The following is a 15,354-nucleotide window of genomic DNA, read 5'->3' on the forward strand; positions in this document are numbered from 1 at the left end:
AGTCCCATGATGAATCTTGCCGAATACCGCCATTCAAACACGCGCCTTGCTGATTTCCTGCCCTGGGCTGCTCTGGTCGACGAGAGAATTGTATTGAACAAGGACGGCTCGCTTCAGCGGACGGCGCGGTTCAGGGGGCCGGATCTCGACAGTTCCGTGCCGGCTGAGCTTGTTGCGGTCGCAAGCCGCCTGAACAATGCGCTCCGGCGTCTCGGATCGGGCTGGGCGGTTTTCGTCGAGGCGCAACGGCATTCGGCAGGGCGCTATCCGCCCGACACATTCCCGGATGTCGCATCCGCCTTGGTGGATGCGGAGCGCAAAGCGCAATTCGAGGAGGCCGGCAGCCATTATGAATCGAGCTACTACCTGACCTTCCTTTATCTGCCGCCTGCAGAGAGTGCAGCTGTGGCCGAGCGTCTCCTGTACGAGGGCAGCCATCGCAGCGCGGGAGAGGATGCGCGCGAGGTGCTGAGTGGCTTCGTCGACCGGACCAACCGCGTGCTGCAGCTCGTTGAGGGCTTTATGCCGGAATGCGGCTGGCTAGATGACGAGGCGACGCTCACCTACCTGCACTCGACGGTCTCGACCAAGCGGCATCGCGTTCGGGTCCCGGAAATCCCGATGTATCTGGATGCGCTCCTTGCCGATCAGCCGCTGACAGGCGGGCTTGAGCCGATGCTCGGTGACGCGCATCTGCGCGTTCTGACTGTCGTGGGATTTCCGAGCGCGACCACGCCCGGAATTCTCGATGATCTCAACCGCCTCGCATTCCCGTACCGCTGGTCCACGCGGGCGATCATGCTGGACAAGACCGATGCTCTCAAGCTCCTGATCAGGATTAGGCGGCAATGGTTTGCCAAGCGCAAGTCGATTGCCGCGATCCTGAAGGAGGTGATGACCAACGAGGCGTCCACGCTTCTGGATACCGACGCCCACAACAAGGCGATGGATGCAGATCACGCGCTCCAGGAGCTCGGCTCGGATCAGATCGGAGAGGCCTTTGTGACGGCAACCGTCACGGTCTGGGACAGGGATCCGCACGCGGCGGACGAAAAGCTACGCCTCGTTGAAAAGGTGATCCAGGGCCGGGACTTTACCTCTATGACCGAGACAGTGAATGCCGTTGAGGCCTGGCTCGGCAGCCTGCCGGGACAGGTCTATGCAAACGTGCGCCAGCCGCCGGTGTCCACGCTAAATCTCGCCCACATGATCCCGCTCTCTGCGGTCTGGGCGGGAGAGGTGAGGGACCATCATTTCAAGGCGCCTCCGCTGTTCTTCGGCAAGACGGAAGGATCAACCCCTTTCCGCTTTGCGCTCCATGTCGGCGATGTCGGACACACTCTGATCGTTGGACCGACCGGCGCCGGCAAATCGGTGCTGCTCGCACTGATGGCACTGCAGTTCCGACGATATCCGGCCGCTCAGGTCTTTGCCTTCGATTTCGGTGGGTCGATCCGCGCGGCGGCGATCGCCATGGGAGGCGACTGGCATGATCTTGGCGGCGCGGTTGGTGGAGATTCGGCAGAATTCGTGGCGCTCCAGCCGCTTGCGCGCATCGACGATGTCGGGGAGCGCGGTTGGGCAGCCGATTGGATTGCATCGATCCTTGCGCGCGAGCGCATCGAGGTCACGCCCGAGACCAAGGATCATATCTGGTCGGCCTTGAGCTCGCTCGCCTCGGCGCCAGTTCGGGAGCGAACGCTCACTGGCCTGTCCGTTCTTCTGCAATCCAATGCCTTGAAGCGCGCGCTGCAACCCTATTGCCTCGGCGGTCCATTTGAGCGGCTGCTGGATGCCGAGGGTGAGCGGCTGGGCGAGACCTCCGTCCAGGTGTTTGAGACTGACGGGTTGATCGGGACCGGTGTCGCGCCGGCGGTTCTCTCCTATTTGTTCCACCGGATTGAGGATCGCTTCGACGGTCGTCCGACCCTTCTCATCATCGATGAGGGCTGGCTTGCGCTGGACGATGCCGATTTTGCCGGCAAGCTCCGCGAATGGCTGAAGACGCTGCGCAAGAAGAACGCTTCCGTCGTGTTTGCGACCCAGTCGCTGGCCGATATCGATGGCTCCGCAATTGCGCCCGCCATTATCGAGAGCTGTCCGACCCGGATCCTTCTTCCCAATGATCGCGCGATCGAGCCGCAAATCATGGCGATCTACCGGCGCTTTGGATTGAACGATCGGCAGATCGAGATCCTCGCCCGCGCGACCCCCAAGCGCGACTACTACTGCCAGTCGCGCCGGGGCAACCGACTGTTTGACCTTGGCCTTGGCGAGATCGCGCTTGCTTTTGCGGCCGCGTCGTCCAAGTCCGATCAGGCCCTCATCGAGCGGGTGCTAGCCGAGCACGGACGAGACGAGTTCGTCACCGGCTGGCTTCGGGCGCGCGACCTCGGCTGGGCCTGCAATCTCATTCCGCAGCTTGCCAAGGAAGGTGGCTTGTCATGAAACGTCTCCGCCCACTGCTGGCAGCAAGTATCATTGCAATTAGCGTGACCCAAGGGCCCTGGGAAGGAAAGGCACAGTGGATCGTGTTCGATCCCAACAACTACGTGCAAAATGTGCTGACGGCCGCGCGCGAGCTGCAGCAGATCAACAACCAGATCACTTCGCTGCAAAACGAAGCGCAGATGTTGATCAATCAGGCGAAGAACCTGGCGAGCCTGCCGTATTCGTCGTTGCAGCAGCTCGAGCAATCGATCCAGCGCACGCAGCAGCTGCTCAGTCAAGCGCAGCGCATTGCCTACGATGTCCAGCAGATCGATCGCGCGTTCTCGACAACTTATGCGCCGGCATCCGCGAGCATGTCCAATGGGCTCCTCGTCGCCAACGCCCAGACACGCTGGCAGAATGCGGTTGCCGGCCTGCAGGACGCCATGCGGGTGCAGGCAACCGTCGTCGGCAATCTCGATACCAACCGGACCCAGATGTCGGCCCTGGTCACGGCGAGCCAGGGCGCGTCAGGTGCTCTGCAGGCAAGTCAGGCCGGCAACCAGCTCCTTGCACTGCATGCCCAGCAGCTTGCGGACCTCACGGCGACCGTTGCCGCGCAAGGGCGTGCGCAATCGCTCGAATCCGCGCAGCGGGCCGTCGCTCAGGATCAGGGCAGGGAGCAGCTGCGGCGCTTTCTGACCCAGGGTCAGGGCTATCAACCGACAACCGTGCAGATGTTCCACTGATGATGAAGAACAGATTTGAACGGCTGCCGATGGCGGTGGCAGTTAGCCTCACAGTCCTGGTCGTCGGCGCCTGCGCCATTCGCCTACGCGGCGACGACAGCGCGACCCAATCTTCCGCCTCGCTCGCTGCGAAGCCTGATCCGGCGGCGGCAAAGCTCGAGCAATGCCGCACCGTCACCTACGAGCAGAGAGAGGCTCTGCTCGAATGCCAGAGGATCTGGGCGGAACGGCGCAGCCAGTTCTTGGGGAAAAGCGGATCGGTAGACGGTGATAGCGGGGTAGGCGCCGCGCCATTTTCCTCCGCACGGCCGCACAAGGACGAAAGCCGCCTGCCGTCCCTCTCACCCTCCATTCCAAGCCAAAGCGAGTGAGCAATGGGCGGCACCTCCGTCATCGACCAGTTCCTGGAAACCTTCACCCGCTATATCGATTCCGGATTCGGCCTGGTCGGTGGCGAAGTCGGCTATCTCGCCACGACGCTAGCTGCAATCGACCTTACGCTTGCGGGCCTGTTCTGGTCCCTCGGAAGTGATGAGGAAATTCTTGCCCGGCTCGTCAAGAAAACCTTGTTCGTCGGTATCTTTGCCTACCTGATTGGTAATTGGAACAGCCTCGCCCGCATCGTCTTCGAGAGTTTTGCTGGTCTTGGCCTCAAGGCCTCGGGCACGAGCCTGTCATCGGCAGATTTCTTGCGGCCAGGCCGGATCGCGCAAGTGGGGCTCGATGCCGGCCGTCCGATCCTGAACTCCATCTCGGGCCTGATGGGGTATGTCAGCTTTTTCGAAAATTTCGTCCAGATCGCGGTCCTGATGTTCGCCTGGATCGTGGTGCTACTCGCCTTCTTTATTCTCGCCATCCAGCTCTTCGTCACGCTGATTGAGTTCAAGCTGACAACGCTTGCAGGTTTCGTTCTGATCCCCTTCGGTCTGTTCGGCAAGACCGCCTTTGCGGCCGAACGGGTGCTGGGCAACGTCATCTCGTCCGGGGTCAAGGTTTTGGTCCTCGCCGTCATCGTCGGCATCGGATCGACACTATTCTCGCAGTTCACGGCAGGTTTCGGCGGCAATCAGCCGACCATCGAGAACGCGATGGCGCTGGTGCTCGGCGCGCTCGCCTTGTTGGGCCTCGGCATTTTCGGACCTGGTATTGCCAACGGCATCGTCTCCGGAGGTCCGCAGCTCGGTGCAGGCAGCGCCGTCGGGACGGGACTTGCCGCCGGTGGAGTCGTTGCGGCTGGCGCTGGCGTTGCGGCCGGTGCTGCCGGTCTCGCCGGCGGCGCGATTGCAGGCTCGCTACGAGGTGGAAGCGCGATTGCAAGCGGCACCATGAGCGTGTTTCGGGCGGGGAGTCAGTCCGGCTCCGAGGCGAGCGCGTCCCGCGCCGCAAGTCCCTTGCGCTCGGTCGCGACTGGTCTTGGTGGAGCGGCGAGCGATGCCGGTAAGGGCGAAGGGGAAGCCTTGAGAGCTTCCGACAGTGCGCCCGCCTGGGTTCGGCGCATGAAGAGAACGCAGACGATCAGCCATGGCGCATCAGCGGCAACCCACGCGATCCGCTCAGGTGATCACGGCGGCGGCGGCGGATCTGTCGACCTCTCGCAAGAGGATCGCTGAGACTTCTGATCGGCCAATTCCGTTTTCTCACCCGTCACTTGAGGTCAAACAATGTTCAAACGATCGGCTGTTCACTATGGCCGCACGCCAGAAGCCGTCACTCCCTATCAACGCGCAGCCCAGGTCTGGGATGATCGCATTGGGTCTGCGCGCGTGCAGGCCAAGAACTGGCGCCTGATGGCCTTTGGCTGCCTCTTCTTATCTGCCGGCTTTGCCGGCGCCCTGGTCTGGCAATCCGCTCAAGGGACAATCACGCCCTGGGTGGTCGAGGTCGATCAATTGGGGGAAGCGAAAGCCGTTGCTCCGGCAAATGCCAGCTATCAACCGACCGATCCGCAAATAGCCTTTCATCTGGCGCGCTTCATCGAGCATGTGCGTGGCCTGCCTATGGACGCCATCGTCCTTCGCGAAAATTGGCTCCGCGCCTACGACTTTACAACCGATCGCGGTGCCGTCGCGCTGAATGACTACGCCCGCAACAACGATCCATTCGCCAAGCTCGGCAAGACACAAATCGCGATCGAGGTCTCGAGCGTCATCCGGGCGTCCCCTGAGAGTTTTCGCCTCGCCTGGGTCGAGCGCCGTTACGACAACGGTCAGCTTGCCGCAACCGAGCGGTGGAGCGCGATTGTCAGCATCATCATGGAGATGCCGCGCGATCTCGATCGCCTCCGCAAGAATCCGCTTGGCATCTACGTCAACGCCATCAACTGGTCGAAGGAGCTGGGTTAGCAATGCCGTCAGGTCTCGTTGTTGCGTCACAGAGGGTCCGCCCGAGCCTGGCTCTGGCTCTCGTCATTGGTGTGTCCACCCTTGGCGGGTGCACCACGTTCAAGCCGCCGCAAATCAGTTACGATAGCGATGTCCCGCCTGCTCCAGATCTGCCGGCGCTTGCCGACGATCGGCCGCGGCCGCTGCATGTGCCACCGGCCTGGAAGGCGGCGCGCGGCGGCAAGAACGCGGAAGCCAAGGAGCCCGTCGAGCGGATTGAGACTGCGAATGACGCGGCACGCGTGCAGCCTCGGAAAGCCGGCTACTTCAATGCGGTGCAGGTGTTTTCGTATAGTCCGGGCGCTCTCTATCAGATCTATGCCGCGCCGGGGCAGATCACCGACATCGCCTTGGAGCCCGGCGAGCAGCTGATCGGCTCGGGACCAGTTGCCGCGGGTGACACCGTGCGCTGGGTGGTCGGTGACACCGAAAGCGGCAGCGGCGACACGCGTCGTGTCCACATCATGGTGAAGCCGACACGTCCGGCGATCGAGACCAATCTCGTCGTCAACACGGACCGGCGTACTTACCTGGTTGAGCTCCGCTCGCGGGAAAGGCCCTACATGCCACAGGTCGCGTGGTTCTATCCGGAGGATCGCACCGCGCGTGGTCGAGCTCTGCCGCCCACGCCCGTCATCCCGGACCAGGCGCAGCGCCGTTACCGCTACGCCGTCGAGGGAGACAGCCCGCCCTGGCGTCCTGTCAATGCCTATGACGATGGGCGCAAGGTCTACATCGAGTTTTCGCCCGGCATCGGCCAGGGCGAGATGCCGCCGCTGTTCGTGATCGGGCCTGATGGCAAGACCGAGCTCGTCAACTATCGCGCTTACGGCAATGTACTGATCGTCGATCGGCTGTTCGCGGCCGCGGAACTAAGGCTGGGCGAGGAACACCAGCAGAAGGTCAGGATCGTCCGAACCGACGGGAGGTCGCTGTGACAGAGACTGGCCAGCCGAATGACACACCCAAGGACCCTCCGCGGGTCAAGCCGCCGGAAGATTTCGCCGAAACCCTTCGGCTCCGACCAGATCGGCCGCAAGTTACGCGCTTATCGCGCAAGGTGCTTGCGGGTGGCAGCGCCCTTTTGCTGGTGCTCATCTCTGGTGCGGTCTTCTGGGCTCTGCAGGAGAAGCGATCACGCGCGCCGGCCGCCGAGGAGCTTTACGCGACCGACCATCACAATGTCGCCGATCAGCTTGCAACCTTACCGAAGGATTATGCTGAGATCCCGAAGGAGGTGCCGCGCCTTGGACCACCTTTACCCGGCGATCTTGGCCGGCCGATCGTTGCAGCACAGGGCTCTTCGACGCCCAGCCCGCTCGGTATTGACGCTGAACAGCAGCGCGTCAATCAGGAGAGCGATGCGGCACGCACCAGCAAGGTGTTTGCCAGCACGAACGTCCGCGCACAGGCCCCTGTCACATCGCCAAGTGAAGCCCCATCAAATGCAGCGCCATCATCCGACGAAGCATTTTCCCAGAATGGTCAGGATCGAAAACTTGCGTTCGTCAGTGCTTCCGTTGACCGTCGAACCACCAGTCCCGATCGCCTGGCAAGACCGGTCTCTCCCTATGTGGTCCAGGCGGGAACGGTCATTCCGGCTGCTCTCATCACGGGGATTCGGTCCGACCTGCCTGGGCAGATCACGGCCCAAGTCACAGAAGCGGTATACGATTCCCCTACCGGGCGAGCTCGCCTTATCCCGCAAGGAGCCCGGTTGATCGGGACGTATGATAGCCAAGTCGCATTTGGCCAATCGCGCGTCCTCCTGGTGTGGACGCGCCTCATCATGCCAAATGGGCGGTCGATCGTGCTGGAGCGGCAGCCGGGCGCAGATGCCGCGGGCTACTCTGGGCTTGAGGATGAGGTCGACAACCATTGGAAGGAGCTGTTGGGGGCCGCTGCCCTTTCGACGCTGCTCGCCGTCGGCACCGAGGTGAATTCCGGATCGGATACGGGTAGCACCAACAGCGACCTCATCGCTGCGCTCCGCCGCGGGGCGGGGGACTCGATGAACCAGACGGGCCAGCAGGTGGTCCGCCGCAGTCTCAACATCCAGCCGACCTTGACGATTCGTCCGGGATTTCCGGTGCGGGTGATCGTCAATCGCGACCTGGTGCTCGAACCATATAGGGGATGAGAATGGTTAAACTTAAACTGGGTGCAATCGAAGACGATAAGCCGATCAAGATTACGCATGAACTGCCGGCGAGTGTGCACAGGGATCTCGTGGCATACGCCGAAATCCTCGCACAAGAGTGCGGACAGCCGATCGGGGAGCCGGCCAAGCTAATCGCTCCCATGTTGGCACGATTCATGGCAGCGGACAGAAGTTTTCGGAAGGCTCGACGGGCGCGTCAGCGTCCGAGCGGAGATGAGGGATAGCGCTCTGAGAGCAACTTGAGGAAGGCAGCCAGGACAGGGTTTTCATTGTCGGCACGCCAATAGGCCGAAAAGTCGAACCGGCTCGGGCCGGTGCCATCGCGCAGCTCCCGGTAGACCAAGCCGGCAAAATTGGCTCCAAGATCGGATTCGAGCACCAGGCTGATTCCCGAATTCATGCTGATCAGGCTCTTGATGATGCCGCGGCTGACATCGTGACGCTCGACTTTAGGACGATCCTCAGGTGAGACGAGCTTCGAAACTAAAAGGTCTTCAAACTCCCGCCCGGGATCGTAGTGGCTGAGCAGCACCGTCTCGCCGCGCAGGTCGGTCCAGTAGACAGTCTCGCGCGCCGTGAGCGGATGGTCCTCGGGTAGGACAACCAGAACACGCTCGCCCCACAACGACATGGTCTCGCTCTCCAATAGAGGCAAGCTCCCTGTGACGATCAGGATGTCAAGCACGCCGTTGCGGAGTGCCGTTGCCAAGCGGGTCCGAGATCGTTCGACGGTTGCAAGTTCAATCTGCGGGAATCTCTGCTTGAACTCGAGCAACGAGGCTTGCAGATTGCCTGCCGAAAGAGATGTGCAGAAGCCGACTGCCAGCCGACCGGTTTCGCTGGTCCGAACAGAGTTTGCCGTTGCTACCAGTGCATCGAAATCTTCCAGAATCGTTCTTGCCAGGCGAAGAACGCTGCGGCCAGCCCGCGTCGGGCGTACACCTCCGCTGTAGCGCTCGAAGATCGTAAACCCCAGGTAATGCTCAGTCTGGCGAATTGACCGGCTGAGGCTCGACTGTTGCAATCTCAGCAACTCCGCGGCTTGACGAATACTGCCACAATCGGCCGCGATGACGGCAGATCGCAGGTGCTTCAGTTCGAGAGCTTTGATGCCTTGAAAGGATGGACTTGTTGGTTGGAAATTGCTCATCTTGAGACTTAACCGAGAAGCTTGCCGCCCGATGTGGACCGCTGGGGCCGCCGTGTGCTTGATTCCAAAGGCCTAGGCGGCTGCTCGCATGACCGGAGCCCAGAGCACCGGACCTGAGATGCGACCCGCATTGCGGATCCGCTCCAAGGCATCAGTCGACACCTCCAGATAGCCCGCCATGGCCAGAGTGTTTCCGAGAGGTCGCGCTTTGCCGATCGGACGGAGTGGCCACCCGGCGCGCCGAAGAATGCGCTCCATGCGCGCGTCAGTGACGGTGACGATTTCGGTCAAACGAATCGAAAGGCCGAACTCAACCATGCCCGCAAAGAGCTCGTAGGTGGCGGCAGCAAGTCCACCGCTCGCCTTCGGCGCACCCGGAGGAACATCGAGAGCAAAGCGACTGCTCTCCCAGATGCGGTCGATTCGTGGCGCTGGCTGCTCGTCCAGAAGAATTGAGAATGTGTCCCTGAGCATAGTTGGACCGGTCGATGGGAGAAGTCGAACGCAGCCCTGAATCCGTCCATCCGCTGAGCGATGCAGCAAGTGGACTGGCCGAAGTACGTCAAACTCGTCCACCTCCATGTCGCCGCCGACCTGGACATCCCATTGCAGACGCTGTTTGAAAACGCGGTAGCGCAATCGATGCATCTCAGCGAGTTCGTTGACGAACTCGCCATAGTAGTCTGGCGTGATGAGCAGCATCATTGCTGTCCTCCCTGCTTTGTATCGGCAATCAAAGCAGAAGCTGACGCAAATGCATCCTGTGCAGATGCACAGCATGCTTATTTACGAGCGGTCGCTTATCCTCGAAATTTTGATTCAGCGAGCCGCACGACGGCTTGACGAAGCGTACGGACGCCGAGCTTCGCTCGGGCGTTATCCAGATGAAAGGCAGCGGTGCGTCGCGAGATGCCGAGAATATTCCCAATCTCCCAAGCGGACTTACCGCGAGAAGACCATTCGAGACATTCAAGCTCACGGGGAGACAACAACACGCCATCGACCACGTGATCGGACCCTAACATGCGCCCAGCGTGCGCATGGAAGAACATCGCGATTAGCCGCAGAACTTGGGCGTTCTCGCTTATCGAGCGCTCGAAAGCAATTCGCCGCTCGTCGGACGCAAAGGTCACGGCAGCGATCGCACCTTTGTTGTCGTGGATGGGAATCGTGAATCCACACCGAATGCCGAACTTGGCGGCTTCTTCAAATAGTGCATGCTCGGATTCCGACCGAACTCTCGGTCCGAATCCAAGACCCCATCGGAACGGTTCAGTATGCCGCATCGCCCGGCGAACTACGGGATCGAAGGATTCATATTGGTGCTGCAGATAGTGTGCCGTCCAGGATCGGGGATATGTCGAGATTAGATTGGGGGCACCGCCGGGTTGGTGAGGCAGAGCAAGATATGCAAAGCACGACAGGTTCAGCGCGGCGGCCATGTCCGCCATGCTCTGCTGAGCAGCATCTCGGTCAGTGCCCTCGGTCAGCTGATCGACGAATTTTTGGAAAGCGCGATACATCGTGGATAAACAAACGTCTTCCGTAGTAATCGGCACGTGCCACGCCTGGATCTACCGAGCTGACTGACAGAATCTTACAGTCCTGCGCCGCCATGCAGGGTTGGCGATCAATGCCGGTCCGTCGAGGGTTCGATCAGCGTACGCAGGCCCGGTTCCTGGACCTGCTGCGGGAGGCTTCGCCGCGAATGCGGCGAAAAGCAGGAAGACATCTTCTAAAGGTCCGATCTATGCCATCGCAGATCCATCTTGATGGGCGATAGTCAGGACGGTGAGTGTTTGAGGCCAAAACGGCTCAGGTTACGTACTTCCTGCTACTCTGCGGTGTCCTTCGTCCTTCCAGCGCGCGCTGCCGGCGCGTGACCGCGGTGCTGGCCATTCGCATCGAGAGTGCGGCCTGACTGATCCACGCGTTGATACTGAGCCTCCATGAGAATTGTCAGATCGATCTGTTGCCGGCCGTCTGTTTTGAATCCTGCGTTTTGATGCAAAGATCCGCAGGATTTATGCGCCATTTGGCCAAGTGCGTCGCAGGCTACTCTGTGGTGTCCTTCGTCAATCCAGCGCACGCTGCCGGCGCGTGACCGCGGTGCTGGCCATTCGAATCGAGAGTGCGGCCCGACTGATCCACGCGCTGATACTGAGCCTCCATGAGGATTGTCAGATCGATCTGTTGCTGGCCGTCTGTTTTGAATCCTGCGTTTTGATGCAAATATCCGCAGGATTTATGCGACATTTGGCCAAGTGCGTCGCAGGTTTGCACCGCTCTTCCGATTAGAAAAGGTCGTCCAGTTAGGAGAGTCGCAAATGAAGGTCGGTGTTCCCAAGGAAATCAAGACGCACGAATACCGCGTTGGCCTAACACCCGGAGCCGTCCGCGAATATGTGGCCGCCGGCCACAGCGTGCTGGTCGAGACCAGTGCCGGCGCTGGCATCGGCGAGACAGATGAAAATTATCGCAAAGCCGGCGCAAAGATTTTGGACTCCGCTCGCGAGATATTTGCATCGAGCGAGATGATCGTAAAAGTCAAGGAGCCCCAGCCGTCCGAGTGGACCCAGCTGCGAGAGAGCCAGGTCCTCTTCACGTATCTGCATCTGGCGCCAGATCCGGAGCAGGCCAAGGGCCTCATGAAATCTGGGTGCACGGCAATCGCGTACGAAACCGTCACTGATGAGCACGGTGGGCTTCCGCTGCTTGCGCCGATGAGCGAGGTCGCTGGCAGGCTTGCGATTGAGGCGGCAGGTAGCGCTCTGAAGCGGTATACCGGCGGGCGGGGGCTGTTGATCGGGGGCGTCCCGGGTGTCCAGCCGGCCCGTATCGTGGTGATCGGAGGCGGGGTCGTCGGTATGCATGCTGCACGAATGGCGGCGGGCTTGGGTGCCGAGGTCACAATCCTCGACCGTTCGCTACCCCGCCTGCGCGAACTGGATGAGCTCTTCGAAGGGCGCGTTCGTACCAGGTTCTCAACAATAGATGCGGTTGAGGAGGAGGTATTTGCCGCGGACGTTGTCATTGGCGCGGTACTCGTTCCCGGCGCGAGCGCGCCGAAACTTGTTAGCCGCGGCATGTTGCGCTCGATGCGCAAAGGCTCCGTGATCGTGGACGTAGCTATTGATCAGGGCGGATGCTTCGAGACTTCGCGTCCGACGACGCACGCTGATCCAACTTACGAGATAGACGGCGTCATTCATTACTGCGTCGCCAATATGCCCGGAGCTGTCCCGCTCACCTCAAGCCATGCACTGAATAACGCCACGCTGCCATTTGGTTTGGCTCTCGCCAATAAGGGATTTGCAGCCGTTCTCGAAAATCCGCATTTGCGCGCAGGTCTCAATGTGTATCGGGGCCGGCTAACTTATAAGGCCGTCGCGGAAAGTCTCGGCCTGCCATTCTCACCGATCGAACAGGCTGCGGCCTGATCCCAAGAGGCTCCCTAGCGGGCGTTTCCTCCCTGACTGGCGGGCCACTCCTTTTTGGACTGGCCCGCATTTTTGCGGCAGCCCAATGGATGTAAGTCGCTGTTCGAAAAACGGGGCCAGCGCGCCACGGTTGCAAAATATGCACGTTTAGGCCCTATGCGGCTATGCGCAGCTGGTACAGGCGACAAATTCTCACACCATTTCCAGTCAAAAAGGATGCCGCGAGCGGCGCACGTTACGTTTGCCAATTGCGATCATGTACTGAGAATCTTTCAGCAATACGAGCATGCTGCTGAAGATTGGCCGCTGGCCGATATCCGAGTGGCCCCCCATAACCAGCGGGTCCTCTCGCTGCCGAGAATGCACCCACCCGCAGTTCGTCTAGAAAACCGCCTGCAGCGGGTGACCAAAGCTATTTGGTAGCGCGTTTGGAATCGCTAGGTAAAATTTCGCTCCTAGCGAAATTCGGGCGCACCTTCCTTCCAGCGCATCGAGCCAAACGGGTCCGCGGATGCGCACGGGGGCGGGAACAAGCTGGAAAGCCTCTGCCCGCGCGCGCTGCGACTCTGTCGGGCGGTTGCGCTGTCGCACGTCTAGCCATGCCGGGGACTGTTAGCCTTACGTCCATAGTTCGGGGTCCGCGATCGCCAGCCATGGGTGCCGCGAGCGAGAAAAAACGCGTGAACGCACGCATCGGCGGAGCGAGCCCACGCAGGATGCGCTCAGTCCTCGGGAGACTCGATTGGAATTGCAAACCCCACCTTTACGCGATCCACTATAACCATGGTCTTAAAGCCCTTGATGTTCGGATTCTCGTAGAAGAACCGACGCGTGAATTGCTCATAATCGTCCATGGTGCGCGCGGTAATGTACAGGACAAAGTCAGCGTCGCCTGTGACATAAAATCCATTAACGACTTCAGCTGATGATTTGATCGCCTTCTTGAACCGGTCAATTATGTCTGCGCGCTCCCGCTCGAGGCTCACGAGCACGAGCATCTGAAGAGGTCTTCCAACCGCTTTCGGCGAAACGATAGAGACGTCGGCTTCGATGATGCCATCTGAGCGGAGACGCTTCAGACGTCGTTGACACGCCGTAGCAGAAAGCCCCGCCATCTCGCCGATCACTTCGGAAGTTAGGCGGTTGTTCTTTTGCACGATCTCGAGGATGCGGGCGTCTGTCCGATCATACTGCATAACGGCTCCAGCCTAGGGATGAATCGCGGCGTCAAATACCTGTGCGATGCAGGAAATACTCCGAACGACAGGAGATACGACGCAAATATGTATCTAACATCAGTATCCTGAATAGATAGGCATTTCAACAAAAGGCGACGCCGGACCTCAAGATGATCTTTCAAAGTATTCCGCAGCTGGTGCCGATCGTTAAACCGGAGACGTTCGGCAAGTTAGCGACCGTCTTTGCTTTCGAGATGAGGAGGAAAGCTTTGTGAGCTTTGATGATTGCGATCGTTGGTTGGCCTGCGTCCGTGTTGGAGACTTAGGCGAGTTGATGCTGCTCGCGTCGCTTGATTCTGAAGGTCTCAAGTACGGCCGCGCCGATAATCCTGAATCCGAACAGATCCGCGTTGCGGACCTCGCAGCCTCGAAGAAAGTGGTGAAAAATGGCCATTAATATCAAAGAAATCAGTGAAAAGGACAAAAACAGCGTTCTGCATCCTTTTACGCAGCTCAAGGATTTTGCGACGGGCAAGCTTGGTGAGCCGGTAATCATCGAGACTGGCAAGGGCATTCGCATTCAGGACGCGAGCGGCAACCAGCTTATCGACGGGTTCGCTGGCATGTACTGCGTCAATGTTGGTTATGGGCGAAGCGAGGTGGCAGAAGCGATCTCGCGTCAAGCCTATCGTCTCGCGTACTACCACTGCTACGCCGCGCACACCACGGACGAGCTTGCGATTCTTTCCGATCGTCTAGTCAAGATGGCGCCCGGAAAAATGAGCAAGGTCTTCTACGGCATGTCGGGCTCTGATGCCAATGAGACGCAAGCAAAGCTCGTCTGGTACTATAACAATCTTCGAGGCAAGCCGAACAAGAAGAAGATCATCGCTCGTGAACGCGGCTATCACGGCTGCAGCGTTCTCTCCGGCTCCATGACCGGTATGAGCTTCTACCACGACTATATGGACCTTCCGCTGCCTCAGATTGCGCGAACAGGCGCTCCACACCACTACTGGGGAGCCAATCCAGAGGAAACTGAACGCGAATTCTCCGCTCGTCGCGCAGCTGAGCTCGACCAGCTCATATCGCGCATCGGGCCGGATAATGTGGGTGCCTTTATTGCCGAGCCGGTGCTAGGCACCGGCGGAATCACGCCGCCTCCGGAGGGCTACTGGCAGGCGATCCAGGCGGTGCTCAAGAAGTATGACGTCCTGCTGATTGCCGACGAGGTAATCACCGGCTTCGGCCGCACGGGGTCCATGTTCGGTTCGCAGCACTACGGAATCGAGCCCGATCTGATCACGGTCGCCAAAGGTTTGACTTCGGGTTACTTCCCGTTGTCGGCCGCGATCGTGGGGGAGAAGGTCTACAAGGTCTTCGAAGACGGTGCTGACAAAGTTGGCGCATTTTCGCACGGCTACACCTATTCGGGCCATCCGATCGGCGCCGCCACGGCGAATGCCGTTCTCGACATTGTGGAGCAGGAGGACCTTCCTGGTAATGCCCGCCAAGTCGGCGGTTACTTCCAAGCCCAACTCAAGGAGAAGTTCGCGCAATTGCCGATCGTTGGTGAAGTGCGCGGTGTTGGCCTGATGGGTGCAATCGAGTTCGTCGCCGACCGCGACAACAAGAAGCGCTTCGATCCGTCTCTCCGGGTTGGCGCTCGCGTTTCCAAGGCAGCGCGAGATCGGGGTCTGATCGCCCGCCCCATGCCGCATGGTGACATCCTGGGCTTCGCCCCGCCGCTCGTGACCACCAAGGCCGAAGTCGATGAGATCGTATCAATTGCCGAGGCTGCGATCCGCTCCGTCATGGACGAACTCGTCCGCGACGGCGAAAAAATCTAAAAGACGGCGGCCGGA

The 15,354-nt window shown here is 60.1% G+C and carries 15 protein-coding genes; 11 read left to right on the forward strand and 4 right to left on the reverse strand.

Annotation, left to right across the window (positions count from 1 at the left end; genetic code table 11):
* Positions 1 to 6 precede the first annotated feature (6 nt).
* From trbE to BRA1253DRAFT_RS29190, 8 genes are read left to right on the forward strand one after another with little or no spacing between them, the layout of a single operon-like run.
* Positions 7 to 2,448, forward strand: coding sequence for a conjugal transfer protein TrbE (gene trbE, locus BRA1253DRAFT_RS29155; RefSeq protein WP_007600325.1), 2,442 nt, complete (start codon positions 7 to 9; stop codon positions 2,446 to 2,448).
* Entirely contained in the window at positions 2,445 to 3,179 is a 735-nt protein-coding gene (trbJ, locus tag BRA1253DRAFT_RS29160) for a P-type conjugative transfer protein TrbJ (RefSeq protein WP_007600327.1), read from the forward strand. Before trbE ends, trbJ begins: the two co-directional genes overlap by 4 nt.
* Positions 3,179 to 3,550, forward strand: coding sequence for a putative entry exclusion protein TrbK-alt (trbK-alt, locus tag BRA1253DRAFT_RS29165; RefSeq protein ID WP_007600328.1), 372 nt, complete (start codon positions 3,179 to 3,181; stop codon positions 3,548 to 3,550). Before trbJ ends, trbK-alt begins: the two co-directional genes overlap by 1 nt.
* A 3-nt stretch (positions 3,551 to 3,553) precedes the next feature.
* Positions 3,554 to 4,789: a P-type conjugative transfer protein TrbL gene (trbL, locus tag BRA1253DRAFT_RS29170; protein WP_007600330.1), complete on the forward strand. Its 1,236-nt coding sequence runs from the start codon at positions 3,554 to 3,556 to the stop codon at positions 4,787 to 4,789.
* Between the two features lie 51 nt (positions 4,790 to 4,840).
* Positions 4,841 to 5,521: a conjugal transfer protein TrbF gene (gene trbF, locus BRA1253DRAFT_RS29175; protein WP_007600332.1), complete on the forward strand. Its 681-nt coding sequence runs from the start codon at positions 4,841 to 4,843 to the stop codon at positions 5,519 to 5,521.
* A gap of 2 nt (positions 5,522 to 5,523) precedes the next feature.
* Positions 5,524 to 6,498: a P-type conjugative transfer protein TrbG gene (gene trbG / locus BRA1253DRAFT_RS29180; RefSeq protein ID WP_007600334.1), complete on the forward strand. Its 975-nt coding sequence runs from the start codon at positions 5,524 to 5,526 to the stop codon at positions 6,496 to 6,498.
* Positions 6,495 to 7,700 (forward strand): TrbI/VirB10 family protein, encoded by a 1,206-nt coding sequence (locus tag BRA1253DRAFT_RS29185; protein ID WP_007600336.1) that lies wholly within the window; start codon positions 6,495 to 6,497, stop codon positions 7,698 to 7,700. Before trbG ends, BRA1253DRAFT_RS29185 begins: the two co-directional genes overlap by 4 nt.
* Positions 7,701 to 7,702: 2 nt before the next feature.
* Positions 7,703 to 7,945 (forward strand): DUF2274 domain-containing protein, encoded by a 243-nt coding sequence (locus BRA1253DRAFT_RS29190; RefSeq protein ID WP_007600337.1) that lies wholly within the window; start codon positions 7,703 to 7,705, stop codon positions 7,943 to 7,945.
* On the opposite strand, the gene BRA1253DRAFT_RS29195 is transcribed toward BRA1253DRAFT_RS29190, so the two are convergent.
* From BRA1253DRAFT_RS29195 to BRA1253DRAFT_RS29205, 3 genes are all read right to left on the reverse strand, one after another.
* On the reverse strand, positions 7,918 to 8,871 hold the full coding sequence (locus BRA1253DRAFT_RS29195) for a LysR family transcriptional regulator (protein WP_035994161.1): 954 nt from the start codon (positions 8,869 to 8,871) through the stop codon (positions 7,918 to 7,920). The two genes, BRA1253DRAFT_RS29190 and BRA1253DRAFT_RS29195, sit on opposite strands and share 28 nt — an antisense overlap.
* A gap of 72 nt (positions 8,872 to 8,943) precedes the next feature.
* Complete coding sequence (locus tag BRA1253DRAFT_RS29200; protein ID WP_007600339.1) at positions 8,944 to 9,576, reverse strand: acyl-homoserine-lactone synthase; 633 nt, start codon at positions 9,574 to 9,576, stop codon at positions 8,944 to 8,946.
* A gap of 95 nt (positions 9,577 to 9,671) precedes the next feature.
* A complete protein-coding gene (locus tag BRA1253DRAFT_RS29205) occupies positions 9,672 to 10,394 on the reverse strand; it encodes a LuxR family transcriptional regulator (protein WP_035994165.1) in 723 nt (240 codons plus the stop codon).
* Positions 10,395 to 11,198: 804 nt separating this feature from the next.
* Here BRA1253DRAFT_RS29205 and ald point away from each other — a divergent pair.
* Positions 11,199 to 12,311 (forward strand): alanine dehydrogenase, encoded by a 1,113-nt coding sequence (ald, locus tag BRA1253DRAFT_RS29210; RefSeq protein WP_007600342.1) that lies wholly within the window; start codon positions 11,199 to 11,201, stop codon positions 12,309 to 12,311.
* 722 nt (positions 12,312 to 13,033) lie between these two features.
* On the opposite strand, the gene BRA1253DRAFT_RS29215 is transcribed toward ald, so the two are convergent.
* Entirely contained in the window at positions 13,034 to 13,507 is a 474-nt protein-coding gene (locus BRA1253DRAFT_RS29215) for an Lrp/AsnC family transcriptional regulator (RefSeq protein WP_007600343.1), read from the reverse strand.
* Between the two features lie 253 nt (positions 13,508 to 13,760).
* Here BRA1253DRAFT_RS29215 and BRA1253DRAFT_RS43865 point away from each other — a divergent pair, with 253 nt between their 5' ends.
* A complete protein-coding gene (locus tag BRA1253DRAFT_RS43865; RefSeq protein WP_157158639.1) occupies positions 13,761 to 13,946 on the forward strand; it encodes a hypothetical protein in 186 nt (61 codons plus the stop codon).
* Positions 13,936 to 15,339 (forward strand): aspartate aminotransferase family protein, encoded by a 1,404-nt coding sequence (locus BRA1253DRAFT_RS29220; protein ID WP_007600349.1) that lies wholly within the window; start codon positions 13,936 to 13,938, stop codon positions 15,337 to 15,339. Before BRA1253DRAFT_RS43865 ends, BRA1253DRAFT_RS29220 begins: the two co-directional genes overlap by 11 nt.
* The last annotated feature ends 15 nt before the right edge of the window (positions 15,340 to 15,354 follow it).

The sequence above is a fragment of the Bradyrhizobium sp. WSM1253 genome (assembly GCF_000244935.1).
GTDB classification, from domain to species: Bacteria; Pseudomonadota; Alphaproteobacteria; order Rhizobiales; family Xanthobacteraceae; genus Bradyrhizobium; species Bradyrhizobium canariense.